This window comes from Phyllobacterium sp. 628 (genome assembly GCF_014189505.1).
In the GTDB taxonomy this organism is placed as follows: Bacteria; Pseudomonadota; Alphaproteobacteria; order Rhizobiales; family Rhizobiaceae; genus Phyllobacterium.
The window spans coordinates 3,644,267-3,668,456 of record NZ_CP050301.1; the positions used below are offsets into that span (position 1 = coordinate 3,644,267).

Below are 24,190 nucleotides of genomic sequence, written 5' to 3' on the forward strand. Positions count from 1 at the left end.
AGCAAAAATCATGCACATCGAAATCGGCTAAAATAGCCCCTCGATCAAACCCTGTTCATTGAGGTGAATACGCTCGGCCGATGGGGACTTTGGCAGACCCGGCATGGTCATGATCTCGCCGCAGATGGCGACAACAAACCCGGCTCCTGCTGATAGCCGGACTTCACGCACATGCACCACATGATTGACGGGCGCGCCGCGCAAGTGCGGATCGGTCGAGAATGAATATTGCGTCTTGGCCATACAAACGGGCAGATGGCCATAACCTGCCGCTTCCCATACGCGCAGCTGATCACGCACGCTGGCATCCGCATCCGCCTCGGCACCGCGATAGATGCGTTTGACGACGGTCTCTATCTTGTCAAACAGCGAGAGCTCATCCTCATATAATGGAGAAAACTGCGCCGAACCGCTTTCGGCCAGAGAAACGACCTTATGAGCAAGTTCCTCGATTCCGGCCGAACCCTGTGCCCAATGTTTACAAAGGATGGCTTCTGCGCCATGGGCGGCAACAAAACTTTTGACGGTTTCGATTTCCGCATCCGTATCGGCGCTGAAATGATTGATCGCCACAACCACAGGCACACCGAACTGACGGACATTTTCCATGTGACGGCCTAGATTGGCACAACCGGCTTTCACGGCTGCTGCGTTCTCAATACCAAGATCGTCCTTGGCAACACCGCCATGCATCTTCATGGCACGCACTGTGGCGACGATCACCGCAGCGGCGGGCTTCAACCCCGCTTTGCGGCATTTGATATTAAAGAATTTCTCTGCGCCCAGATCAGCACCGAATCCGGCTTCTGTCACCACATAATCAGCAAGCTTCAATGCCGTGGTGGTGGCAACAACGGAATTACAGCCATGGGCGATATTGGCGAATGGTCCGCCATGCACAAAAGCCGGATTGTTTTCCAGCGTCTGCACCAGATTGGGCTGCATGGCATCTTTCAGGAGAACAGCCATCGCTTTGTCTGCCTTGAGGTCACGCGCATAAACAGCACTCTTGTCGAAGCGGTAGCCAATAATGATATTGCCCAGCCGCTCTTCCAGATCGGCAAGGTCCGTTGCAAGGCAGAGGATCGCCATAACTTCCGAGGCAACTGTGATGTCAAAACCGGATTCGCGCGGGAAGCCATTGGCCACGCCGCCAAGCGACGAGGCGATACCGCGCAGGGCACGGTCATTCATATCCATCACTCGCCGCCAGGTGATACGGCGTGTATCGAGATTGAGCTCGTTGCCCCAATAGACATGGTTGTCGATCATGGCCGCCAGCAGATTGTGCGCCGAGGTGATGGCGTGAAAATCGCCGGTAAAATGCAGGTTAATATCTTCCATGGGAATGACCTGCGCATAACCGCCACCCGCAGCGCCTCCCTTGATACCAAAACAGGGACCAAGTGACGCTTCACGAATACAGACAATCGCCTTCTTGCCGATGCGATTGAGACCGTCGCCCAGCCCCACCGTCGTTGTCGTCTTGCCCTCGCCCGCGGGCGTCGGGCTGACGGCCGTCACCAGAATGAGTTTGCCGTCCTTGGCACCACGCTTCGAGCGAATGAATTCCGCTGACAGTTTCGCCTTGTCATGACCGTAGGGAACGAGATGTTCCGGTGCGATGCCGATTTTTGCACCAATCTCAAGCACCGGCTTTTTGCTTGCAGCGCGCGCAATCTCGATATCAGATTTAACGGCAACCATCGGCATGTTCTCCTGTCGTGAAGACGTCAAATATCATCGTAGAAGCGAAATGGGGATAGTGAGCGGCTCACTATCCCCAATTGCGCGTCACTTCCAAACAGTTTTGCCGTTTATTCGCCCATGGCGATCAGGCTCGCATTGCCACCGGCAGCTGCGGTATTGACTGAGACGACCTGTTCCAGCGCGAACCGCGTAAGGTACGATGGACCGCCAGCCTTGGGGCCGGTGCCGGACAGACCCGAACCACCGAAGGGCTGCGTGCCGACAACGGCACCGATTGTGTTGCGGTTAACATAGACATTGCCGATATCAAGCCGGTCGATGACCTTCACCACCGTCGCCTCAATGCGTGTATGCAGACCAAAAGTCAGGCCATAACCGGTCGAAGCAATCTGATCGAGCACCTTGTCGAGATCCTTGGCTTTCCAGCGCACCACATGCAGAACCGGACCGAACACTTCGCGTTCCAGTGCCTCCGCATGATTGAGCTCGACAATATGCGGTGCAAAAAACAAGCCTTCATCCGGTGCAGTACCGGCATAGCGCACCTTCTGGCTTTTGCGCATGGCTGCAATATGGGCCGTCAGCATATCCCGCTGCGCCTGATCGATAATCGGGCCAACATCTGTCGATGCAAGTGACGGGTCGCCAAGCGTGAGTTCGCGTGCCGCCCCCTCGATCATCTCAAGCATGTTGTCGGCAATATCTTCTTGCAGATAGAGGATACGCAGTGCGGAACAACGCTGACCCGCCGACCGGAATGCCGACATAACCACATCATCCGCAACCTGTTCCGATAGGGCCGTTGCATCAACGATCATTCCATTGAGACCACCGGTCTCGGCAATCAGCGGGACGATCGGCCCTTTCTTGGCCGCCAAAGTGCGGTTGATGGCCCAGGCGGTATCCGTGGACCCGGTGAACGCAACACCGGCAATATCCGCGTGGGAGGTCAACGCGGCACCCACAGAACCATCACCCGGAACGTAGAGAACCGCATCTTTCGGCACACCGGCTTCATGCAGGAGCCGGATGGCTTCATAGGCAATCAAAGGCGTCTGTTCGGCTGGCTTTGCAACAACCGTGTTGCCAGCGGCTAGCGCTGCCGTCACCTGTCCGAGAAAGATCGCCAGCGGGAAATTCCACGGGCTGATGCAAACGAATGCGCCCCGGCCACGATGGCGCAACTTGTTATCCTCACCCGTCGGTCCTGGCATGACCTTGTCGGCAGCAAACTGGCGGCGGGCTTCAGCGGCATAGTAGCGGCAGAAATCTACGGCTTCGCGAATTTCGGCAATACCATCATCCAGCGTCTTGCCAGCCTCACGTGACAAGAGATCCATCAACAGGTTGCGATTGTCCTCGAGCAGATCACCAGCTTTTTCCAGAGCTTTGGCACGCGTATCGACCGGTACCCGCGACCAGGCGTAAAAGCCCTTCTTGGCGACGCCAACGGCTTTCGCCGCTTCATCAGCCGTAGCAAACACGACCGTACCAACGGTTGAACCATTGACGGGGGAAACAACATTCTGATCTTTACCCGACGCTTTCACACCATCAATCAGCGGAACGGCATTGATGCTGCGCGATGCCTTCGCAATACCGCCCAACAAGGAAGCCAATTCCTTCCGGTCCCCCAATTCGACACCAGCCGAGTTGAGACGCTTGCCATAAATTTTGGAAGGCAGCGGGATATGCGGATGACGATAGCCTTTGCCATCGTTGAGCTTTTCGGCTGGACGCACCAACAAATCCGCGATTGGCACATTATTGTCGCCGACCACAGCAACAAATGACGAATTCGCGCCATTTTCGAGCAGACGGCGAACAAGATAAGCCAACAGGTCGCGATAGCCACCAACCGGCGCATAAATGCGGCAGGCGATTCTATCGTCTTTTTCCGTAACCTGCTTGTAGAGGCTCTCCCCCATGCCGTGCAGACGCTGGAATTCGAACCCAGTCTTGTCGCTGCCAGCCATTTCCAGAATCATCGCAACGGTCAATGCATTGTGTGTTGCGAACTGCGGGAAAATGCGCGGGCGGGCATCGAGCATGCGCTTGGCGCAAGCCATATAGGATGCATCTGTTGCCGGCTTGCGGGTAAAAACCGGATAATCTGGCAGACCTCGCTCCTGCGTCCGCTTCACTTCTGTATCCCAATAAGCGCCCTTAACCAGACGCACCATCATCTTGCGGTTGTGGCGAGCAGCCAGCCGGTCGATATGATCGATGACTTCCAAGGCACGCTTCTGATAGGCCTGAATTGCCAGACCAAATCCATCCCAGCCATCGAGCGAAGGATCGGCGAATACCCGGTCAATCACATCCAATGACAATTCAAGCCGATCAGCTTCTTCCGCGTCGACAGTGAAGTTGAGATCATAGGATTTCGCCTTCTGCGCCAGAACCAGCAGATCAGGTACGAGTTCAGCCATAACCTGATCATGATGAGTTGCGAGATAACGTGGATGCAAAGCGGAAAGCTTCACCGAAATACCCATACGATCAGGCAGTTTCTTGTTGCCTGTAGCGCGGCCAATCGCGTCGATAGCGTCTGAATACGATTTGAAATAGCCCTTCGCGTCCTTGCGGGTGCGGGCGCCCTCGCCCAGCATATCGAAGGAATGGCGATAGCCCTTGGCTTCGTTGGACGCCGCACGCTTCAACGCATCCTTGATGGTTTCGCCGAGGACGAAATGATGACCGAGATAGCGCATGGCCTGTTTGGTCGCGGTGCGAACGGTCGGCAGACCGATACGCTTGACCAGCGAAGAAATAACACCTTCCGGCGTTTCGCCCGGTTTGATGACTTTCGCTGACAGGCCAAGCGCCCAGGCAGAGGCCGAGACAAACCACGTATCGCCGCTTGGCTCATGCTCAGACCAATGGCCCTGCTTCAGCTTGTCTTCAATAAGCTTGTCCTGTGTTGCCGCATCCGGCACGCGCAACAGCGCTTCGGCCAGAACCATCAGCGCCAAACCTTCACGCGTGGAAAGCCCATATTCGCGCAGGAAATCCTCAACCCCGCCGATGCCGCTCGCCTCTTTACGAATCGTCGCGATATATTTGCTGGCGCGCGCATCAATCTGACGATTGACGTCTTCTGGCAGGGCAATGGTTTTGAGCAGTGAAGCAACCAGTTGCTGGTCATCCACCGCGTAGGGCGCATTAAAATCGTTTGAAGACGGCAATGGTCTGGTCATCAGGCTTCCCCCTATTGATTTTTCCCATATAATCTATTCCACTTGGTTATTCTCACCAATGAAAGCTGACAAATCAGCGTAAAAAACTGCGAAACGGGGATATTTTAGCGATGAAGAATTTGGATAGTCTTGACCGGCGCATTTTGCGCGAGCTGCAGAAGGACGGACGGCTCTCCAACACCGAATTATCCGAGCGGATCAGCCTTTCGCAAACCGCCACAACGGAGCGGGTCAAGCGCCTGACCCGAGAAGGTTATATCCTTGGCTACACGGCAAAATTGTCGCCGAAAAAACTCGAACGCGCAATGCTGGTTTTTGTTGAAATCAAGCTGGATCGCACAACGCCGGATGTTTTCGCCACGTTTGCAGCTGCAACCCGGCGCAATCAGGACGTTTTGGAATGCCATATGGTGGCGGGCGGCTTTGATTATCTCATCAAGGCGCGTGTTGCCGACATGGAGCACTACCGGCGCTTTCTTTCCGACGCGCTCCTCTCGCTGCCTGGCGTTCGTGAATCCCACACCTATGCGGTGATGGAAGAGGTGAAGGAAACAACCCACCTTCCGGTTTGAGCGAAATGCAGCGCACTTCGTTTTTCACGAGAACAGCGCCGCAACCGTTAGCATAATTTATGCAACTCCCCGTTCGTTGCCGAACAGGACCAACTCCAGCATCAATGGAAGCGTTGAGGGCAGAAGCAACAGCACCGGGCCAGCGGTGTATCGGAGGGGATTGGCTTCTTCGACTGCAGCATCAGCCTTGCCATTAACTTTGGAGGTGACACCATGTGGTTTAGACCGCTGAGTATCACGCTGGAAGTGAAAAAGATCCGGAGTCGCTGGCAAGTGACTCTCCGGATCCTTTTCCACTAGACAGAAAAGAGGGCGGGCGAAAGCCCGCTCTCACTCCAAAACAGAATATAACATTTTACCCAATAAAGTCCAACTATTGCTGCAAGACTTGCTTGATATCGATCAGATTCGAGCGCACGCGCAGGATATAGAAACCCATGGTTGTCAGATGGTTAGGCAACAACCAGCCGCCTTCACTGCCATTGGCGATAATCCAGGGCTGAATGGCGAGAGCCGAACGGAGCTGACCGTCCATACCATCCCATAGGGGTGTCAGGTGCTTCTCCTGCAAGACCTGCTTGAAGTCGACCTGCGCCGCATTCATCAAGCCGTAATAGGCATAGAGCTGGCCATAGGCGAACCAGAACCGGTCATCTGCACGCGTATCGAACCAGCCGTAATTGTTGTTCTCCGAACGGTCTTTCAGAATGGCGGAAGTCGCGCCGATATCGTTGGCGATGCGGTCAATGAACTGAATGAGATTATCCGCACGGGCATCAAAAATCGCGTTGCAGGTTTCAAGCTTCGAATTGAAGGTGCGCAGATCTTTGACCGCCGCACGGTAATAGCTTGGTGTTGGTGTCTTCGGACCAAATGGGCTGAGACCAAAATACCAGGAATCTTCGGTGAACTGCAGATTGCCGCGAGCCTTCTGCAGATCGCCGTCGATTTGCGATGTCCCACGCACACGGCCAAGCGTATCAACCAGCTCAACCGCCGTGCGGCGAACCGCAGAATTGATGCCGCGCTGGAATGCTGCCTTGTTGTCCAGGAACGGCGTATCGTCCCATGACATGCCGAAGAAGCCAGCTTTGAACAACAGCATGGAGGAAATCCATGCATTCTGATTCACGTTGAAATCAGTCAAATCAGCCGTCACTTCAACAACAGCCGACCGGGCGCAGGTCTTGGGCGCAGCTGCGTCAGTTGCTTGACCCGGCACAGGCTCACCGGCAGCCACCTGACGCTTTTCGAAGTTATAGGCCGCAACATAGTCCGGATTAAAATTGGTCCAAACCTGTGTGACCCAGAAGAAATAACCATAGAGGCCGATCCAGAGCACGACAATCGCTCCCACCACGGCCTTTAACATCCAACCACGTTGGGTGTACCAACTGCCAGCCCACATGAACGGCCAAAGGATTGCTCCGACCACATAGCCGATACCGCGACCGATAAGGTAGAAAATCCGGCTGAAGAAATTAATGATGGGGTCGAGCATTGTGCATCCTTATCAGGAGGTGAGACCGTAGAGCCGCTTCCGCAGCCCTTCCTTGTCCTTCAAATAGGTTGTTTTGAGTATATCGACAACGTGTTCCTGATAGCCCGGGCGCCAGTGGCTGTAATCCGCGTAAAAGCCCTGCTTGTTGAACACGTAGCGCGAGAGAAAATCCCAAGGAACGAAATCGCTGATCAACTGGTTCACCAGCCACGCATCGGAGTGATGCGGCAAAGCCCGCACGACGAGAAAACGCCTGACAGGATCAATCTCCGACAGGTTGATCTGTCCTGTCTGGGTGATTTCACGTTTGACACCATTCAGGAATGGCCACGTACCATCATGATTGATCAGGCTGGCATTGGTGTGAATCCATGTCTGCAACCAGATGCGATCAATCCCCGTCAGACTTCTTTCCGGCTCGAGCGTCTGGATCAGATGGCGGATGATCATCTCACCGCGGTTTTCCAGATAGCCGGATTGCTCGATCCATGATCCGCGCGGCAGTTCAATACGGCCCGTGGACGACAGGAACTGGAACACCTGTTCGGCGTCCTTGATCGAAATATAATTGACCTGCCAAGGCCGCGAGCGGCGAAAGCCCGGCGCGGAAGGATCACCTATCACCGTCGTCGTATTGTCATCGACGAAAATATAAATGCCGCCGAAATGGCTGGTCCAAAATGCGTTATGGCGAAACACAACCTTGTCCGGCACCAGCGAATTCTCACGGATATCCCCGGTGATTTTGGCGAGTTCCACCATGCGGTTGATAACATCATCGTTGCGCCATGTGTCCGGCTCATTCTGCAGCCGGTCAACCAGAAGGCGCAGTTCTGCCGCCTGCCCCATGACATTTTCAGCCGAGAGAACACGGAACTCCACCTGATTGATTGACAGCAGGTCTTCAATATCGTTGACGACAGAGACGCTGTCCTCGATCTCGCCGTAGATCACATCCTTGATCGTCAGCGCATTGATTGCCCGCGCATTGCTGCTGAAAAACTCGTACATCAACTGCGACGTATTGGAAAATTGTGTGTGCACAACAGGCAAGATGGCCTGATCGGGCGTGAGAATAATGAACCGTCGGTTGACGCCGTTCGGATCGAGATAAGCCGGGTCTTTCAGCTCTTTGGCGATTTCAGGCGAAAAGCCGGTACGGTCAATGTCGAATGACTTGAGCTTCGTCGGCTTGAAACCAAATGCCTCCAGCGCCCGGTTATAGCGTTCGATCAGATGCGGCTGATCAATCGTCAGAAGACGTCCGTAGATCAATTCGTTTTCGTATAGGAGGTCCATGTATTTACCCCCCTCTGCCCTGTCGGGCATCTCCCCCGCAAGGGGGGAGATCAGCTCGACATCGGCGATTGGGGTGACCTTGCAGGGGCAAACATTGGTTGAGCCGCTCATGAAAGCTGATCTCCCCCCTTGCGGGGGAGATGGGCGACAGCCCAGAGGGGGGTACAAAGCAACGACTATGCATCCCACAGCCCCTTGGCTTTCAAGCCTTCGACTTCCTTGATCGCGCGTTCGCGTAGGCGTGCATCGCGGACAATCTTTTCTACCGCTGCATCATCGGACTTGTCGGCATAACGGAATTCGGAATCCGCATAACGGTTGGTTTCCTGCAGAACCATATCCATGGTGAAAGGCTTGCGCAGCTCTTCAACCATCGCCTTTTTCTCATCGTATGGCTTGTGCATGAAGGACTCTGGCTTCTCAAACCACTCATCCGGCAATTCAATATCCATGGCACGCATCTTGATCGCGTCAGTGACGTTCTTGATGGCGCGGCCGGTAAAGCGCGGTTCGCGCTCCTTGATCATATGAAGATAGGTGCCGATGTCGGCCAGCGTTTTCGGTTCGCCGCTTTCGGCGATAAACCGGTCATAGACGGCCTTCAATCCGCCTTCCTGCGGCTTGGACAGTTGTTCATAGGCGGTTTCAACCGCCCGTTTGATCTGCTGGTCTTCAAACAGCTTGTGTTCGCCCAGCGGGATCTTGTGGTTCTTGCCTGCCAGCAGCGCAAAAATATCAATATAGTCATTGCGCGTTTGCGGACCATCCACCAACCAGCGTGCTCCCGCGCGCTGCCGCAGCGCGTCATCGACATTTTCCGGATAGTTGGAGAACATGCCGAAGGAGCAATTCCCGCGCACCACCGTCGACGCACCGGCAAAAGCTTCCATCAACACGCCGGTGATTTCCTGCTGCCCCGCCGAAGCACGGTCATCGGAGCGCCGTGCTGCCACCTGATCGATATCATCAATGGTGCCGAACCCGATAACCCGGGGATTGAGCACATTGTTGACGAACTGGCGGCAATTCTGCCCCGACTTACCCTGATAGGAAGAAATCTGATCGACGCCGAAATTCTCGTAATGAAAGGTATAGCCCGCCACCTGGCAATAATCATTGACAAGGCCCGCAATCATCTGGATCAGCGTCGTCTTGCCCGTCCCCGGCGCACCGTCGCCAATGAAGGTAAAGAGGAATCCGCCCAGTTCCACGAACGGGTTCAGCTCGCGGTCGAAATCATAAGCCATCACCATCTTCGACAGCTTCAGCGCCTGATATTTGGCAATGTGGTTGCCGACAACCTCTTCAGGTTTCCGGAATGTCATCACCAGCGGCGTGCGCTTCTTTCCCGGCGCCACGTCAAAACCGTCAAGGGTGAAATCATCGCTGTCGAGCCGCAGATGCGTGTCTTCAAAACTGCCGAGGCCATCGAAGCGGCTCTTGCGCTGCAGCAGACCGCCAATGGCCGCTGCCGCATAGGCCTTGGCGCGTGCCAGCATCGTCTGTTCGTCAGCCGAACCGGCGATCGCCTTATCAAGACCGCCGATGACTGATTTCAGCGCATCCTGTGCCGTATCGAAATTGAATTCAGGTGCGGTTACATCATTGGCTGCCTGGGTGTCCGCTTCGATCAGCTGCGACAGATAGGCTGCCAGCGCAAAGGCGGAAACGTAAGCCGCCGCTGACAGAAGCTTTTTGAAATGGCTGGCATCTTCCCCCTGCAATGGCGCTGATGCATTGCGCGCCAAAAGGTTTTCCAGATCGCTCTGGCGGCCGAACACATCGGCAACGGCCAGCGCAACCGCAACGCCGCGACGCGCCCGAAACAGCAGCGTATGCTGGGCAATGGACAGCATCTGATCATCGGGGCGCACGGACTGGATAGTCCGTGTGAGATCGACTTCACGGGTTGAACGCAGACCGCCCGTGGAAACAGTCGAGACGAATCGCCGTCCGGTTCCGGCAATCTCGGTTCCGGGCTTGCTGTCGCTCGAATCCAGCATCACAAAACGCATCACCATGGCCTGTGCCACCGGCAAGTGCTTGGTGATGTCCTTCTCGTCGATTGTGGTCAATCCGACATCCATAGTGCTGCTCTCCTAAATGTCGCTGATGACCTGACCATTGGACAGGATGTGGGTTTTGAAACCGCTGAAGATTTGCGTGGCTTCGCCGGAGGCATAAAGCGCCTGATAGGCCTCATGCGGCACCAGCGCGTGCTGTTCATAGGCACTGACGCCTTGGCGCGTGGCCTCTAGATCATCGGTGTTGATATAGAATTCTTCCCGCGAAGGCTCGGACGACCAGAATCCGCGTTTGCCCGCTTTTTCGGCCTTGGAGAAAACCTCCTGCATGGTCCATGTCAAAAGCCAGGCATCTTCAGGTTTGCGTACCCGCTCCAATACATCGGCAACCTTCTGATTATGGTCGGTAATCCCCGTTGTATAGAACGGACCAAGCACCACACGCCGCAACTGCTTCGGGTGAAGCTCGGGGAAATCATTATCAAGGGTCGTCGCAATAGTGATCGGTGAAAGCGAATAGGCCGAATTCTTCGCAGCAAAATCGTCGAACCGCCGTGCCAGTTCCGGATTGAGCAGCCCGCCAACCGGTAGGGGGATTCTCACCTTGGGATTAAGCTTGCCGTCTTCTCCGACAAGCGTCTCCACCAGATCTTTCGACGAGTCCTCGATCACCGCCATATAAATCAACGGCAGGTTGGAAGCGCCGTCGAACGCGCCCCAATGCACCACATAGAGCGGACGCATGGTCTTGGGATTGACCGAAACGCGGATAGTCACCGGCAGGATGAAAGGCGAAAAAACTTCGCCCTGCTCTACTGTTTGCAGATAGATCCGCTCGGCCATCGACTTTTGCAAGTCGCGCGGAAACTCCCGGTGCCGCAGGATAAAATCTGCCATTTCACCGCGCAATGAGGCGGCAGGCGGAATAGCGGCAAGCCGGGTTTTCGTATCCTTCTTGTCATTCTCCAGCTCCAGAACATTCTGGAAAACCGGAAAACCGCTTTCCGCACGGGAAATCTGGAACCGGTCGGTAAACCCGATCCGGTTACGCCAGCAGTCAAAAGACGCTTCCAGCCGCCGCAAATATTCCGAAACCGTCTGTGCGACGAGATCATGCTTGTAGAGCGGGGACTCCTGATTGTTCAGAAAGATGTCCAGCCCATCCAATGCAGCACGAATCGCGCCGAAATACCGTTCGGCGGCTGTCAGATCAGCACTCACAGCCATGCGTTAGCTCTTCACGTAGTCAGCTGAATTGTGCTTCTTCAGGACTTCGGAGAACCGGCGGGAGAACGCATCATCAGCCAGCTTCTTGCGGCGCTGGATATCCTGCGTGCTGACCATGTTCTTCTCATGCATTTCGAGAAGATCGCCAATGTGTTTCTGCGCAGCTGCGCCAACACCGGCCATGGTTTCTTCTGCCGCGGTATCAACCCGGCTGCCAAGCGTATTGATCTTGTGCGCCACATCCTGCTGCGCCGCCGTCTTCAAGGAATCTTCCAATGCCTTGTAGAGAACGATGCGCTGTTCTGTATCGATGGAGAGCTTGTTGATCAGGGTGCTCTGCGCTGCAATCTGGTTGTTGAGCGAGTCGACAAACGTCTGGAACATCGAGGTGTAGCGTTCCAGCGTCTGGCTTTCTGCAAGCAGTTCCTGCTCTTTCGCCTGACGTTCATTGTATTCCGTCGCAAGCTTTGAACGTTCACCTTCAAGTGCCGCGCGTGTTCCCTGATCGGTGGAAGCGGCAATTCGGTTTTCGATGTCGAGCAAGAGCGGGTTGAGTTCTTCAATGCGCTTCTGTGTGGCTTCAAGCGAAGCAACGGTTGTCTTGCGGCGCTCGATCACATTGGCAAGGCTGGCTTCCGATGTTTTGTAACGGGCATCAAGAACGGTCTTCTGTTCTTTCAGGATACCAACGATACGGTCAGATTTTGAAAGCAGCTCCTGCAAATTGCCAGCCAGCGACATGTTGCGCACGCGGTCGGTGCGCAGGCGCTGCATCTTGTCCTTGGAGAAAACGCCAACAAGCTTTTCCCAGCCCGAATAGCTTTTCATGCTTTCGAATTCGGAACCGAACACATTGGTCGCATCTTCCAGACCGATGATCAGGTCGGCAATATTGCCTTCCATCACCTTCTGTTGGCGCAGGACATCGTCAATGCGGGCATTCTCGATATCGAAATCGGGATTGCCGATCTTGGTATCCGCCTTGGCGAACTTGTCGAGGACGACGCTGGACTGATCAATCTTCGTCCGCATCTCATCGACCATCGCCCGGGTCTTTTCGATCTCGGTATCAAAGCTCTGCAAACTCGCCATTGGCGTCTCCCCTTAAGTGCCCACGATAAAATTACTTTTTATCTGCCGTTGAATATAGACACGGCATTTAACGAAAAAAAGCCTGTAGAAAAATGACAGGTCCGATTATCTGAAAAATTGCTTCAAATATCCGAAGCAATCCGTCCTGTTTCTTCTTCCCAATGTTTTCGGCAGAGCGAAACATACACGGATTTTTCAATTGATACCTGATCGCCCTCGATAATGGCATTGCCCGCAGAATCATGCCGGACGACCATCGTCGCCTTTGATCCACAATGACAGATCGTCCTGATTTCGCGCAAAGTATCGGCAATAGCCAGAAGTTCGGATGAGCCCGGGAAAAGTTTACCCTGAAAATCGGTCCGCAGGCCAAAGCACATCACCGGAATACCCAACCGGTCGGCAACACGTGCCAGTTGCCAGACCTGCGGCTTGGTCAGGAATTGAGCTTCGTCAACAAACACGCAGCTCAGAGCACTCTCGCCATGGGCGTCAGCGATCCGCGCGAAGAGATCATCGTCGTCATTATAGAGTTCGGCAGCCGCGCTGACCCCCAGCCGCGACGAAATCACGCCAATGCCGTTTTCCGCATAGTGCGCGGCGGTGAACATCATCGTCCGCATGCCGCGTTCCTGATAATTGTAGGACGCCTGCAACAACATGGTGGACTTGCCGGCATTCATCGTCGAGTAACTGAAATAGAGTTTTGCCATATCCGGGTTTAATCAGACTTGGCTTCCGGCTTGAAGCCTGCACCGCCCTCCGGTGATAACTTTTATGCGAATATCAACAACTGTCGCGAATTGACCGGATTTATGCGCGCCTATGCTTGAACCCCTTCTAAATTGGTGCTTGGTTCAGGACCTTAACAGCCGGCAGAAAGCCGGAGAGGGAGAACAATCGATGAAAATGCTGACGAAACTTACGATTTCACTGGCTCTGACGCTGGCAGCAGGCACTGCCTTCGCCGCAGAACCGGACAGTTGCAAGAAGGTCCGATTCGCCGACGTCGGCTGGACGGACGTAACGGCGACAACCGCAGCGACCACTGAAGTGCTGAAAGGACTGGGTTATACAACCGACATTAAAGTCCTTTCCGTGCCTGTGACCTATGCTTCACTTGGCAAGAAAGATATCGATGTCTTCCTTGGCAACTGGATGCCGACTCAAACCGCTGACATCAAGCCCTATCTCGATAACAAGACTGTCGAGGATATTGGTCCAAACCTGACCGGAGCAAAATATACGCTCGCCGTTCCTCAATATCTCTATGACAAAGGTCTGAAAGATTTCAAGGACATCACCAAATTCAAGGATGATCTTGGCGGCAAGATTTATGGTATCGAACCCGGCAATGACGGTAACCGCCTCATTCTCGGCATGATCTCCAAGGATCAGTTTGGACTGAAAGGCTTCGAACTGGCTGAATCATCCGAACAGGGTATGCTGGCGCAGGTAGCCAAACAGACCAAAGGCAAAAAGCCGATCGTCTTCCTCGGCTGGGCACCACACCCGATGAACAACAATTTCCAGATGGCATATCTGTCCGGCGGTGACGATGTATTCGGCCCCGATTTCGGCGGCGCCATCATTCATACCAATGCCCGCACCGGCTACACAACCGAATGCCCGAATGTCGGAAAGTTGCTCACTAATCTCAAATTCAATCTCAAGATGGAAGGTGAGATCATGGGCAAGATTACCGACGACGGTGAGGATGCTCCCAAAGCTGCCACGCAATGGCTGAAAGCTAATCCGGCCATTCTCGATACCTGGCTTGCCGGCGTAACGACAGTGGATGGCAAAGACGGGCTGCCAGCCGTCAAAAAGTCTCTCGGTCTCTAAGACCGGTCGATTATACCGCCCGGCGCACCTGCCGGGCGGTTTACCCTTTCGCTTGATACTGCAACCGATAGAGGAATTTTCGCTTGGATTGGCTGACACAAGATAAGATTCCGGTAGGCAGGACGGCAAAGGCCGTTGTCGACTGGCTTACCAATAATTTCGCCGGATTTTTCGACGGCCTCGCCTACGTGATGCAGTCCTTCATTGATGGGCTGATGTTCATCCTGAAATATCCGCATCCGCTGATCATGGTTGTTATCTTTTCCGCCATCGCCTATGCGCTGCGCCGGTCAATTGCAGTTACCCTGCTGACGCTCCTTGGTTTCCTGTTCATTTTGAACCAGGGCTATTGGAAAGAAACCATGGAGACACTGACACTTGTGCTCTCCTCCTGCATATTGTGCATGGGTATTGGCGTTCCCGTTGGCATCATCGCCGCGCACCGGCCCAAACTTTATTCCGCCATCCGCCCGGTCCTGGATCTGATGCAGACATTGCCAACCTTCGTCTATCTGATCCCGGCGATTGTCTTCTTTGGTATCGGCATGGTGCCCGGCCTCATCGCCACGGCGATTTTCGTCTTGCCGGCACCGATCCGCCTGACGCATCTTGGCGTTTCCTCCACACCTCTGCATCTGGTTGAAGCCGGTGAAGCTTTTGGCGCCTCTTCCAGCCAGCTTCTGTGGAAGATTGAGCTTCCCTATGCCATGCCGCAAATTCTGGCGGGCCTCACCCAGACCATCATGCTTTCCCTGTCGATGGTGGTTATTGCCGCGCTGGTCGGTGCGGACGGTCTCGGTGTTCCGGTTGTCCGCGCCTTGAACTCCGTCAACACCGCATTGGGCTTCGAAGCAGGCCTTGTCATCGTGGTCGTCGCCATCGTGCTTGACCGTATCTTCCGTCCCGGCAAGGAGCCAGGTGAATGACCGCGATCACGCTCGAAAACGTCTGCATTATTTTCGGCAAGAAGACCGATGGCGCGCTGTCACTGGCTGATCAGGGCAAAAGCCGCTCTGACATTCAGGCCGAGACCGGACACGTGCTTGGCGTCCATAATTGCTCGGTCACCATTGCTGAAGGCGAAATCCTTGTGCTGATGGGCCTTTCCGGCTCGGGTAAGTCCACCCTGCTGCGCGCCATCAACCGCCTCAATCCGATTTCGCGCGGCTCGGTTGTGGTGCATCATGGCGGGCGCTCCGTCGATGTCGGCAAGGCTGACAAGGGCACGTTGCGCGATCTGCGCAAACACCTTGTCTCCATGGTGTTCCAGCAATTCGGGCTTTTGCCCTGGCGCACAGTGGAAGAAAATGTTGGTTTCGGCCTCGAATTGTCTGGTGTCTCCAAGGAAGAGCGCGCCAAGGCCGTCGAAAAGCAATTGGCTCTGGTCAACCTCAAGGATTGGGCCAAGCGGAAAGTGGCGGAACTCTCTGGTGGTATGCAGCAGCGTGTCGGTCTTGCCCGCGCTTTCGCCACCGGCGCTCCGATCCTGCTGATGGATGAGCCATTCTCCGCGCTTGATCCGCTGATCCGCACACGTCTTCAGGATGAACTTTTGAGCCTGCAGGAACGATTGAAGAAAACCATCGTCTTCGTCAGTCACGACCTCGATGAAGCCATGAAAATCGGCAACCGCATCGCCATCATGGAAGGTGGCCGCATCATCCAGTGCGGCACGGCGCAGGACATTCTGCTCAACCCGGCCAACGATTATGTCGCCGATTTTGTCGCCAACATGAACCCGCTTGGCGTGTTGAGAGCGGAAGACATTATGGTTCCTCTTGACCGCACGCGCCCGGCCAACCGGCCCTTCGCTGCAACAGCAAAACGCGATACGCCGGTACGTCAGGTTATGCAGGCCATCTCAAAAAATGGCGGCGATGTCGGGATCGTCGAGAATGGCGCTATCCTCGGCATGATTTCCGCCGACGATATTGTGCGGGGCCTACTAAAGCATCAGAGAAATTAGTTATAAGCCCACCTATACTATGCTTTGCGCGCCATCTTTGATGGAGTGATTTACATCAATTTTTGATGATGGTATAGGTATGGTGCGGGCGAAAAATCTTGTTTCGCGGCGAGTGTTTATTAATCAGGATACTTTCACCGAAATGGTGGTTTGGCTTGTACCCTCGCCGCTGAAGGGCAGCAGCCATCAATACAAATACCGTTTTGCCTTGGTGGCAAACAACGTCTGCGTGCTCAGATACGACAACGAAGCTGGCAAGGGTGACCACAAACATATTGGAGAGGTCGAAATTCCCTATGTATTTTCGACCATAAATACACTTCTTCTGGACTTCAGGAATGACGTAGAGAGATGGCTCCATGACAACAATCGTGTTTAAGGTACAAACACTCGCTTCTGCCCTTGATGACGTGGAAATCGCATTGGAGACCGGGAAGGCCGACGCGACACCTCAGTTCAATTTCGTATCATGGGAACTGATGCACAAAATCTTATCGCCAAAGCGGCTGGAAATCGTGCAGGCCATGACCGGCGCTGGCCCCTTGAGCATCCGGGAAATCTCCCGCCGCGTGGGCCGCGATTTCAAAGGCGTGCATTCGGATGCCACATTACTTTTGAACGCAGGTGTCATCAACAAAACCGACAAGAGTAAGGTGGTCTTCCCTTACGATAAGATTCACATCGATTTTGAGATTTCAGCAGCAGCTTAGAAAAATGACGCTCTAATTATCGTCTTCCTCATCATCATCCCCGGATTTATTGGCCGGTTCCCATGCATGTGGTGATACTTTTTTCTGCGTGTTTGAATCGGTGAATATCCACCAGCCCGCATCGGTTTCGTCCCACTGACCGCCCGTAGCTTTCAGCCGATCAAGTGAGCGGTATTGCGCGAGGGATTCGTTCTCCTGCCCGTCTTCATCTTTCCAGAAGACCTGCACTTTGCTGCCGTCTTTTGGCGCTGTCGCAATCGGTTGACGTCCACTCATAACAGTTCCTCCTGCAAATCGTGTTGTGCGTGGTTCGACAAGCTCACCATGAGGGACCAGATGAGCTGCAAAACCATCTGAGGAATTCCAGAATATGGCTTTCCAATCCTCACTATCCCACATGGTGAGCTTGTCGAACCACGCACAACAATTATGCCAATAACGGACGAACTATTCCGGAAAATCAAGCCGCAGCTTTTTTCTTCTCCAGGCGTGCCTTGATGCTGGCGACATCGGATTTCGGCGTCGCTGCAAACAGGGTCTTCGTATAGCTGTGCTGCGGATTGGAGAACACCTCTTCCCGCGTGCCATATTCGACAACTTCACCGTAATACATCACCATCACCTCATCGGCGATGTAACGCACCACCGACAAATCGTGGCTGATGAACACATAGGTCAGGTTGAATTCGTCCTGCAGATCAGCAAGCAGGTTAAGCACCTGGGCCTGAACCGACAGATCCAGCGCCGAAACCGGCTCGTCCAGAACAAGCAGGCTGGGGCTCAGCATCAATGCACGCGCAATGGCGATACGCTGGCGCTGACCGCCGGAGAACATGTGCGGATAGCGGTTATAGTGTTCCGGACCAAGACCAACCTTCACCAGCATCTGCATGGCTAGTTCGCGCCGTTCGGCGGCAGTCTTGTTGGTGTTGAGCAACAGTGGCTCACCCAGAACTTCGCCGATCTTCTGGCGCGGGTTCAGTGAACCATAGGGATTCTGGAAGATAATCTGCACCTTGCGGCGCATTTCCGGCGTCACGCGATCCTTGGCTATATTGATGGGTTTGCCATCAATCAGCAGTTCACCTTCGGATTGTGGATCAATCAGCGTAAGGATACGGCCGAGCGTTGATTTTCCGCAGCCGCTTTCGCCAACGATTGCCAGTGTCTTGCCCTTCTCCAGTGTGAAGCTCACACCTTTGACGGCACGGACAGTTTTGGCTTTGCCGAACAGGCCGCCGGCCACATGATAATCGCGAACGATATTGCGGCCTTCAAGAACGATCTCGCTCATGGCGCTACTCCTGCATTGGCAGCTTCGTTCTTCATGAAGTCCGCAACGGTCGACAGGCGGTCGCCTGTGGCGTTTTCCGGCAGGGCAGAGAGAAGTGCACGCGTATAGGGACTTTTGGGCGATTCAAACAGCGAAAGCACATCGGCCTCCTCCATCTTGCGCCCCTTGTACTGAACGATAACGCGGTCAGCGGTTTCCGCAACCACGCCCATATCATGGGTGATCATGATCAGACCCATGCCATGTTCCGCCTGAAGCTTGACCAGCAGATCAAGGATCTGCTTCTGGATCGTGACGTCAAGCGCCGTTGTCGGCTCGTCGGCAATCAGCAGCTTCGGATTGCAAGCAATGGCGATTGCAATCATGACGCGCTGACACTGGCCACCGGACATCTGGTGCGGGAACGAATTCAGCCGCTCCGCCGGTGTCGGGATACCGACAAGTTCAAGCAGTTCAATGGCCCGCTTGCGCCGTGCCTTGCCATCCATTTTCATGTGGAAGCGCAGAACTTCTTCCAACTGGAAGCCAACCGTGAAGCAAGGATTGAGACTTGCCATCGGTTCCTGAAAAATCATTGCCACATCGCGGCCAACGATTTCCCGGCGCTGTTTGCTGGTCATGGTCAGCATATCATGACCATTGAAGGTCATGATATCTGCCGTCACTGTTGCGGTCTTCGGCAACAGACCCATCACGGCAAGCATGGCCACGGATTTACCCGAACCGGACTCGCCAACAATGGCCAGCACTTCACGCGCGTCGACGGAAAGATCAATGCCCTGCACAGCCATGAACTGGCCGCTGCTTGTGTCAAAACCAACGGAAAGGTTCTTTATTTCGAGTAGCTTCGTCATGATCAGCTCCTCTTCAACTTGGGATCAAGCGCATCACGCAATCCGTCACCGACGAGATTGATGGCAAGCACCGTGATCAGAATGGCAAGACCGGGGAATGTGACCACCCACCAGGCACGCAGGATAAATTCGCGGGCTTCGGCAAGCATTGTGCCCCATTCCGGTGTCGGTGGTTGTGCGCCCATGCCGAGGAAGCCAAGAGCCGCAGCTTCAAGAATAGCATTCGAGAAAGACAGCGTTCCCTGCACAATCAATGGTGCAAGGCAATTTGGCAGGATTGTCTTGAACATCAGACGAATGTGACCAGCACCAGCCAGCTTGGCTGCGATGACATATTCACGGTTCTTTTCGCTCATCACAGCTGCACGGGTCAGGCGAGCAAAGTGCGGCTGCAGAACCAGCGCAATGGCAATCATCGCGTTGAACAGACCCGGTCCCAAAATAGCGACAAGCACGAGGGCCAGAAGCAAGGGCGGGAAAGCCAGAATGATATCCATGATACGCATGATCAGCGCATCGACCCAGCCACGGAAATAACCGGCGAGAACGCCGAGGATCACACCGGTGACCATCGATATTGCAACAACGATCAGACCGATGAACAGCGAGAACCGGGCCCCATAGATCAGGCGCGACAGCAGATCGCGGCCCACAGCATCCGTACCAAGCAGGAAGTTGGAATTGCCGCCCTCCTGCCACGCCGGTGGTGTCAGCAGCGCTTCGCGGTATTGTTCATACGGCGCATGCGGAGCAATCAGCGGGCCTAAGACAGCAACCAAAACCAGAAACGCCAGAACGGTAAGACCGATAACCGCGCCTTTGTTGACGCTGAAATAGAACCAGAATTCAGCGAACCGGCCCATGCGGGCCGTTGATGGAGCCGCAACGAGCGGCACGGGAGGGGAAACTTCGTTACTCACGGGTTCCTCACTTTACGCGAATGCGCGGATTGACGACCGCATAGAGCAGATCAACAATCAAATTAACGGTCATGACGATCAACGCGACCAGCATAAGGCCACCCTGCACGACGACATAGTCGCGCTTGGCGATAGCGTCGATCATCCATTTGCCAATACCCGGCCAGGAGAAAATCGTCTCGGTCAGAATAGCACCTGCCATCAGCAGGCCCATCTGCAGACCAATGGTGGTGATGACGGGGATCATGGCATTGCGCAAGGCATGCACGCCAATGACGCGCTTGGGGGCAAGGCCCTTGGCACGCGCTGTACGCACATAGTCTTCGCCCAGCACTTCAAGCATGGCTGAACGCGTTTGCCGTGCAATAACTGCCAGCGGAATAGTCCCGAGCACGATCGTCGGCAAAATAAGATGCGAGAAGGCTGACTTGAATGCGCCCTTCGGACCCGAAATCAGGCTGTCTATCAGCATGAAGCCGGTCGTCGGCTTGAAGAAATAGATCAGGTCCATCCGTCCGGAAACCGGCGTCCAGTGCAGAATACCCGCAAACAGGATAATGAGCAGAATACCCCACCAGAAGATCGGCATGGAATAACCGACGAGGGCAATGCCCATGCTCAACTGATCGAATACCGAACCGCGCTTGACCGCAGCGAAAATGCCCGCCGGAATGCCAATGATAACGGCAAACAGCATGGCGCAGATACTGAGCTCCAGCGTTGCCGGAAAGAGCGTCAGAAAATCAGCAAGAACCGCGCGTTTACTCGCGATCGACGTGCCGAAATCACCATGGAAGATATTCCAGAGGAACAAAAAGTACTGCTCCCATATCGGCTTGTTGAAGCCAAACTGCTCCATCAGCATCTGGTGGCGTTCGGGCGTCATGCCACGTTCGCCCGCAAGCGCAATGATGGGATCGCCGGGAAGCAGGCGGATGAAGATAAAAGCCACAAAGCTGATACCGATAAATGTCGGGACCAGCAGCAGCACTCGTGAAGCGATGTATCGGAACATGGTAACCTAATAAAAAGCGGTACCGGCCGAAGCCGGTACCGCGAGGAGTGAATTACTCGGTGATGTCAACATCGGCGAAGTTGTGAACACCGAACGCGCTCTGCACGTAACCGGTCACATTCTTCGTCGTAACATCAGTTACCAACGAGTGCGCCAAAGTGGCCCATGGCGCTTCACGCTTGAAGATGACCTGAGCCTGTTCGTAAAGCTTGGTACGTTCAGCCTGGTCGGCAGTCACAGCAGCCTTGTCGATAATCGCGGTGAACTCTTTGTTGCACCATGCTGTACGATTGGCCTGACCAACGGCCTGGCACGAAAGCAATACGGCAAGGAAGTTATCCGGATCACCATTGTCACCGGTCCAACCGAGAATAACCGCACCATCGTGCTTTGGATCGGATGCGCGCTTCAGATATTCCTGCCAATCATAGCTGACGATTTCGACCTTCACGCCGACCTTGGCGAAATCGGACTGCAAGAGTTCTGCAGTACGGCGACCATTTGGCATGTAAGGACGCGCAACCGGCATTGCCCAGATCTTCATGGACAGATTCTTGACGCCAGCCTTTTCGAGAGCCTTCTTGGCTGCTTCAGGATTGTATTCGTCATCCTTGATAGCCTTGTCATAGGACCACATTGTCGGAGGAATTGGATTAACCGCCGGTGTGCCCTGACCAAGATAGACAGCGTCTACAATCGCCTTCTTGTCGATGGCCATGTTGAGCGCCTTGCGCACTTCCGGCTTGTCGAAAGGTGCCTGGGTCGTATTGTAACCAAGATAAGCAACATTCAGACCGGGCTTCTGAATAACCTTCAGGTTGGCATCTGCCTTGAGGCCTGCCACATCAGCTGGATCAGGATAGATGGTGATGTTGCATTCGCCTGCCTTGATCTTCTGTACGCGTACAGCAGCATCAGTCGTTATGGCGAAAATCAGATTGTCGAGCTTTACTTTGCCCTTCCAGTAACCCGGGTTGGCTTCGTAACGGATAGCGGTGTTGAGCTGATAATCAACAAACTGATACGGTCCAGTACCAACGGGCTGTTCGTTGAATTTCTGCGGCGTACCGTCGGCCAGAAGCTTGTCGGCATATTCCTTCGATACGATCGACGAGAAATCCATCGCAAGACCTGCAAGCATAGGGGCGCTTGGCTTGTTCAGCGAAATCTTGACCGTCAGATCATCGACTTTCTTGACGTCTTTGATCAGCTTGGGGAAATCCATGCTTTCAAAATATTCGTAAGTGGCGCCTTCAACATATTTGGCCCACTTGCTGCCTTCCTTCTGGCGTTCGAAGGAGAAAACAACGTCATCAGCATTCATGTCGCGGGTTGGCGTGAAAAAGCTGGTTGTCTGGAATTTGACGCCTGGACGCAATTTGAATGTATATTCAAGACCGTCATCGGAAATCGTCCAGCTTGTTGCCAGGCTAGGCTCAACTTCTGATGTACCCAGCTTGAATTCAACCAGCTTGTTGAAAACAGCCTGTCCGGTCGCGTCAAGCGTTTCACCGCCGGTATAAAGCGCAGGATCGAAACCGCCGGGAGCAGCTTCAGAGCAGAACACGAGATTTTTCGCCGAGGCTCCACCTGCCATCAGCCCACCCGTCAACATTGCAAGCGCTGTCGCCGCAAGGAATTTCTTGTAGGTCTTCATTTTTCCACCTTCAGAGGTTTTTTGTGTTGCCGGCCCCCTTGCCCGCAACCGAGGTTGCATGGAAGCCTTTGCAATGTCGCAATGCAAGCAGATTTATTCGCAGTCAACCTGTTCGCGCACGAAGAATCGAAGTTTCTGGGGAATTTTTTTAATAAAGCCACAAAAATAGCGAAATTCACTAAAACTGCTGCTTACAACTCAATCGAAATAGTGTTTTTAAAACCACATATTTCAGTCAAACCTGTACTCTATCTAACTTTTTGACATAGTTAACGTCTGGATCGAGACCCAAACTCGTGTCAGAAGGCATAAAACCGAGTGAGGAGACGCATAGTGAAGATTCAAGGTCAAACAGCGATTGTAACAGGTGGCGGATCGGGTCTGGGAGCAGCCACAGCGCGCGCATTGGCCGACAAAGGCGCCAAAGTTGCGATTTTTGACATCAATATTGATGCAGCGCAAAAAATTGCGAGCGAGATAGGTGCACTTGCGGTTGCATGCAACGTGTCCAGCGCGGAGGATGCTGACCAGGCCGTCGCACAGGTGGCTGACAAACTCGGAACAGCTAGGATACTCGTAAATTGCGCCGGTATCGCCAATGCCGGCCGTATCATCGGGCGCGACGGTCCGCACGATCTGGAACTTTATCGCCGCGTCATCGAAGTCAACCTGATCGGTTCGTTCAACATGCTTCGTCTGGTCGGCGACAGGGCCTCCAAGCTGGATCCACTTGATACGGGTGAACGCGGCGTGATCATTTCGACAGCGTCCGTTGCCGCTTTTGACGGCCAGATCGGTCAGGCTGCCTATGCCTCATCGAAGGCAGGCATTGCCGGACTGACCTTGCCCGCCGCACGTGAACTGGCTCGTTTCGGCATTCGTGTCATGTCCATCGCACCCGGCATCTTCGCCACACCCATGCTGCTGGCAATGCCACAAGAGGTGCAGGATTCGCTCGCGGCATCCATTCCTTTCCCCTCGCGTCTGGGCAAACCCGAGGAATATGCGGCTCTCGCATTGCACATTATCGAGAACCCGATGCTCAATGGCGAAACAATCCGTCTTGACGGGGCGATACGCATGGCGCCTAAATAGGCCAATCCGACAGGGTTCATGCCAGGATTGCCAAGGACTGGGTTGCAGTTTGATACTTTCATTGCAACTCTTTGGCTTTGACGACGTTCTGTTAACGTCGGTCATCTAAAGTCATGTTTGGCTAAAGCAAATTTTGTCCGGAGGCGGTTTGAGACAAGAGCTGCTCTGGAAATAGCTGAGAGCGCTGACAACAACGCGATCAGAACCTG

At 54.2% G+C, this 24,190-nt stretch carries 22 protein-coding genes; 7 read left to right on the forward strand and 15 right to left on the reverse strand.

Translation table 11 applies throughout. The features are described 5' to 3' along the window. Positions 1–27: 27 nt before the first annotated feature. Both HB779_RS19520 and putA read right to left on the reverse strand, forming a co-directional pair. Positions 28–1,707 carry a formate--tetrahydrofolate ligase gene (locus tag HB779_RS19520; protein ID WP_188343884.1) on the reverse strand — a complete coding sequence of 560 codons (1,680 nt, stop codon included), beginning with the start codon at positions 1,705–1,707 and terminating at the stop codon, positions 28–30. A 110-nt stretch (positions 1,708–1,817) separates the two neighbouring features. Further along, a complete protein-coding gene (gene putA / locus HB779_RS19525; RefSeq protein ID WP_188343885.1) occupies positions 1,818–4,910 on the reverse strand; it encodes a bifunctional proline dehydrogenase/L-glutamate gamma-semialdehyde dehydrogenase PutA in 3,093 nt (1,030 codons plus the stop codon). Positions 4,911–5,020: 110 nt separating this feature from the next. Between putA and HB779_RS19530 the strand changes: the two genes are divergently transcribed. Then, on the forward strand, positions 5,021–5,482 hold the full coding sequence (locus HB779_RS19530) for an Lrp/AsnC ligand binding domain-containing protein (protein WP_188343886.1): 462 nt from the start codon (positions 5,021–5,023) through the stop codon (positions 5,480–5,482). Between the two features lie 57 nt (positions 5,483–5,539). Here HB779_RS19530 and HB779_RS19535 read toward each other — a convergent pair whose 3' ends face one another. The 7 genes from HB779_RS19535 to HB779_RS19565 all read right to left on the reverse strand — a co-directional run bounded on the left by HB779_RS19535 (position 5,540) and on the right by HB779_RS19565 (position 13,338). Then, the gene (locus tag HB779_RS19535; RefSeq protein WP_188343887.1) at positions 5,540–5,755 is read right to left on the reverse strand and encodes a hypothetical protein; all 216 of its coding nucleotides are present in this window, start codon (positions 5,753–5,755) and stop codon (positions 5,540–5,542) included. Between the two features lie 100 nt (positions 5,756–5,855). Beyond that, positions 5,856–6,983 carry a DUF2333 family protein gene (locus tag HB779_RS19540; protein WP_188343888.1) on the reverse strand — a complete coding sequence of 376 codons (1,128 nt, stop codon included), beginning with the start codon at positions 6,981–6,983 and terminating at the stop codon, positions 5,856–5,858. 12 nt (positions 6,984–6,995) lie between these two features. Further along, positions 6,996–8,282 carry a DUF6638 family protein gene (locus HB779_RS19545; protein WP_188343889.1) on the reverse strand — a complete coding sequence of 429 codons (1,287 nt, stop codon included), beginning with the start codon at positions 8,280–8,282 and terminating at the stop codon, positions 6,996–6,998. Positions 8,283–8,458: 176 nt separating this feature from the next. Next, positions 8,459–10,369, reverse strand: a complete 1,911-nt coding sequence (locus tag HB779_RS19550) for an ATP-binding protein (RefSeq protein WP_188343890.1) — start codon at positions 10,367–10,369, stop codon at positions 8,459–8,461. Positions 10,370–10,381: 12 nt separating this feature from the next. After that, positions 10,382–11,533, reverse strand: coding sequence for a hypothetical protein (locus HB779_RS19555; RefSeq protein WP_371823875.1), 1,152 nt, complete (start codon positions 11,531–11,533; stop codon positions 10,382–10,384). Between the two features lie 3 nt (positions 11,534–11,536). Then, positions 11,537–12,625, reverse strand: a complete 1,089-nt coding sequence (locus tag HB779_RS19560) for a hypothetical protein (RefSeq protein WP_188343891.1) — start codon at positions 12,623–12,625, stop codon at positions 11,537–11,539. A gap of 122 nt (positions 12,626–12,747) precedes the next feature. Continuing rightward, positions 12,748–13,338 (reverse strand): thymidine kinase, encoded by a 591-nt coding sequence (locus HB779_RS19565; protein ID WP_188343892.1) that lies wholly within the window; start codon positions 13,336–13,338, stop codon positions 12,748–12,750. A 190-nt stretch (positions 13,339–13,528) separates the two neighbouring features. Between HB779_RS19565 and HB779_RS19570 the strand changes: the two genes are divergently transcribed. From HB779_RS19570 to HB779_RS19590, 5 genes are all read left to right on the forward strand, one after another. Continuing rightward, on the forward strand, positions 13,529–14,470 hold the full coding sequence (locus HB779_RS19570) for a choline ABC transporter substrate-binding protein (RefSeq protein ID WP_188343893.1): 942 nt from the start codon (positions 13,529–13,531) through the stop codon (positions 14,468–14,470). A gap of 83 nt (positions 14,471–14,553) precedes the next feature. Further along, the gene (choW, locus tag HB779_RS19575; protein WP_188343894.1) at positions 14,554–15,396 is read left to right on the forward strand and encodes a choline ABC transporter permease subunit; all 843 of its coding nucleotides are present in this window, start codon (positions 14,554–14,556) and stop codon (positions 15,394–15,396) included. Beyond that, positions 15,393–16,436, forward strand: a complete 1,044-nt coding sequence (gene choV, locus HB779_RS19580) for a choline ABC transporter ATP-binding protein (protein ID WP_188343895.1) — start codon at positions 15,393–15,395, stop codon at positions 16,434–16,436. The genes choW and choV overlap by 4 nt, the downstream gene beginning before the upstream one ends. 142 nt (positions 16,437–16,578) lie before the next feature. Then, positions 16,579–16,815 (forward strand): DUF6516 family protein, encoded by a 237-nt coding sequence (locus tag HB779_RS25475; RefSeq protein WP_244642709.1) that lies wholly within the window; start codon positions 16,579–16,581, stop codon positions 16,813–16,815. Then, complete coding sequence (locus HB779_RS19590; protein ID WP_188343897.1) at positions 16,796–17,146, forward strand: transcriptional regulator; 351 nt, start codon at positions 16,796–16,798, stop codon at positions 17,144–17,146. Before HB779_RS25475 ends, HB779_RS19590 begins: the two co-directional genes overlap by 20 nt. A 12-nt stretch (positions 17,147–17,158) precedes the next feature. Here HB779_RS19590 and HB779_RS19595 read toward each other — a convergent pair whose 3' ends face one another. From HB779_RS19595 to HB779_RS19620, 6 genes are all read right to left on the reverse strand, one after another. Beyond that, entirely contained in the window at positions 17,159–17,422 is a 264-nt protein-coding gene (locus HB779_RS19595; RefSeq protein ID WP_188343898.1) for a hypothetical protein, read from the reverse strand. Between the two features lie 184 nt (positions 17,423–17,606). Next, positions 17,607–18,440: an ABC transporter ATP-binding protein gene (locus HB779_RS19600; protein WP_188343899.1), complete on the reverse strand. Its 834-nt coding sequence runs from the start codon at positions 18,438–18,440 to the stop codon at positions 17,607–17,609. Continuing rightward, complete coding sequence (locus HB779_RS19605) at positions 18,437–19,294, reverse strand: ABC transporter ATP-binding protein (RefSeq protein WP_188343900.1); 858 nt, start codon at positions 19,292–19,294, stop codon at positions 18,437–18,439. The genes HB779_RS19600 and HB779_RS19605 overlap by 4 nt, the downstream gene beginning before the upstream one ends. Positions 19,295–19,296: 2 nt before the next feature. Further along, positions 19,297–20,157, reverse strand: a complete 861-nt coding sequence (locus HB779_RS19610; protein ID WP_188346020.1) for an ABC transporter permease subunit — start codon at positions 20,155–20,157, stop codon at positions 19,297–19,299. A 64-nt stretch (positions 20,158–20,221) separates the two neighbouring features. Further along, on the reverse strand, positions 20,222–21,229 hold the full coding sequence (locus HB779_RS19615) for an ABC transporter permease subunit (RefSeq protein WP_188343901.1): 1,008 nt from the start codon (positions 21,227–21,229) through the stop codon (positions 20,222–20,224). A gap of 52 nt (positions 21,230–21,281) precedes the next feature. Beyond that, positions 21,282–22,886 (reverse strand): ABC transporter substrate-binding protein, encoded by a 1,605-nt coding sequence (locus tag HB779_RS19620; protein ID WP_188343902.1) that lies wholly within the window; start codon positions 22,884–22,886, stop codon positions 21,282–21,284. A gap of 333 nt (positions 22,887–23,219) precedes the next feature. Here HB779_RS19620 and HB779_RS19625 point away from each other — a divergent pair, with 333 nt between their 5' ends. Then, positions 23,220–23,981, forward strand: coding sequence for a 3-hydroxyacyl-CoA dehydrogenase (locus HB779_RS19625; protein ID WP_188343903.1), 762 nt, complete (start codon positions 23,220–23,222; stop codon positions 23,979–23,981). Positions 23,982–24,190: the final 209 nt, after the last annotated feature.

Excerpts from the sequence above, each read along its gene's own strand:
- HB779_RS19520 (WP_188343884.1), bottom strand. The coding sequence starts at position 1,707 with ATGGTTGCCGTTAAATCTGATATCGAGATTGCGCGCGCTGCAAGCAAA.
- putA (WP_188343885.1), bottom strand. The coding sequence starts at position 4,910 with ATGACCAGACCATTGCCGTCTTCAAACGATTTTAATGCGCCCTACGCG.
- HB779_RS19530 (WP_188343886.1), top strand. The coding sequence starts at position 5,021 with ATGAAGAATTTGGATAGTCTTGACCGGCGCATTTTGCGCGAGCTGCAG.
- HB779_RS19540 (WP_188343888.1), bottom strand. The coding sequence starts at position 6,983 with ATGCTCGACCCCATCATTAATTTCTTCAGCCGGATTTTCTACCTTATC.
- HB779_RS19545 (WP_188343889.1), bottom strand. The coding sequence starts at position 8,282 with ATGGACCTCCTATACGAAAACGAATTGATCTACGGACGTCTTCTGACG.
- HB779_RS19550 (WP_188343890.1), bottom strand. The coding sequence starts at position 10,369 with ATGGATGTCGGATTGACCACAATCGACGAGAAGGACATCACCAAGCAC.
- HB779_RS19555 (WP_371823875.1), bottom strand. The coding sequence starts at position 11,533 with ATGGCTGTGAGTGCTGATCTGACAGCCGCCGAACGGTATTTCGGCGCG.
- HB779_RS19560 (WP_188343891.1), bottom strand. The coding sequence starts at position 12,625 with ATGGCGAGTTTGCAGAGCTTTGATACCGAGATCGAAAAGACCCGGGCG.
- HB779_RS19565 (WP_188343892.1), bottom strand. The coding sequence starts at position 13,338 with ATGGCAAAACTCTATTTCAGTTACTCGACGATGAATGCCGGCAAGTCC.
- HB779_RS19570 (WP_188343893.1), top strand. The coding sequence starts at position 13,529 with ATGAAAATGCTGACGAAACTTACGATTTCACTGGCTCTGACGCTGGCA.
- choV (WP_188343895.1), top strand. The coding sequence starts at position 15,393 with ATGACCGCGATCACGCTCGAAAACGTCTGCATTATTTTCGGCAAGAAG.
- HB779_RS25475 (WP_244642709.1), top strand. The coding sequence starts at position 16,579 with ATGGTGGTTTGGCTTGTACCCTCGCCGCTGAAGGGCAGCAGCCATCAA.
- HB779_RS19590 (WP_188343897.1), top strand. The coding sequence starts at position 16,796 with ATGACAACAATCGTGTTTAAGGTACAAACACTCGCTTCTGCCCTTGAT.
- HB779_RS19595 (WP_188343898.1), bottom strand. The coding sequence starts at position 17,422 with ATGAGTGGACGTCAACCGATTGCGACAGCGCCAAAAGACGGCAGCAAA.
- HB779_RS19600 (WP_188343899.1), bottom strand. The coding sequence starts at position 18,440 with ATGAGCGAGATCGTTCTTGAAGGCCGCAATATCGTTCGCGATTATCAT.
- HB779_RS19605 (WP_188343900.1), bottom strand. The coding sequence starts at position 19,294 with ATGACGAAGCTACTCGAAATAAAGAACCTTTCCGTTGGTTTTGACACA.
- HB779_RS19610 (WP_188346020.1), bottom strand. The coding sequence starts at position 20,157 with ATGGGCCGGTTCGCTGAATTCTGGTTCTATTTCAGCGTCAACAAAGGC.
- HB779_RS19615 (WP_188343901.1), bottom strand. The coding sequence starts at position 21,229 with ATGTTCCGATACATCGCTTCACGAGTGCTGCTGCTGGTCCCGACATTT.
- HB779_RS19620 (WP_188343902.1), bottom strand. The coding sequence starts at position 22,886 with ATGAAGACCTACAAGAAATTCCTTGCGGCGACAGCGCTTGCAATGTTG.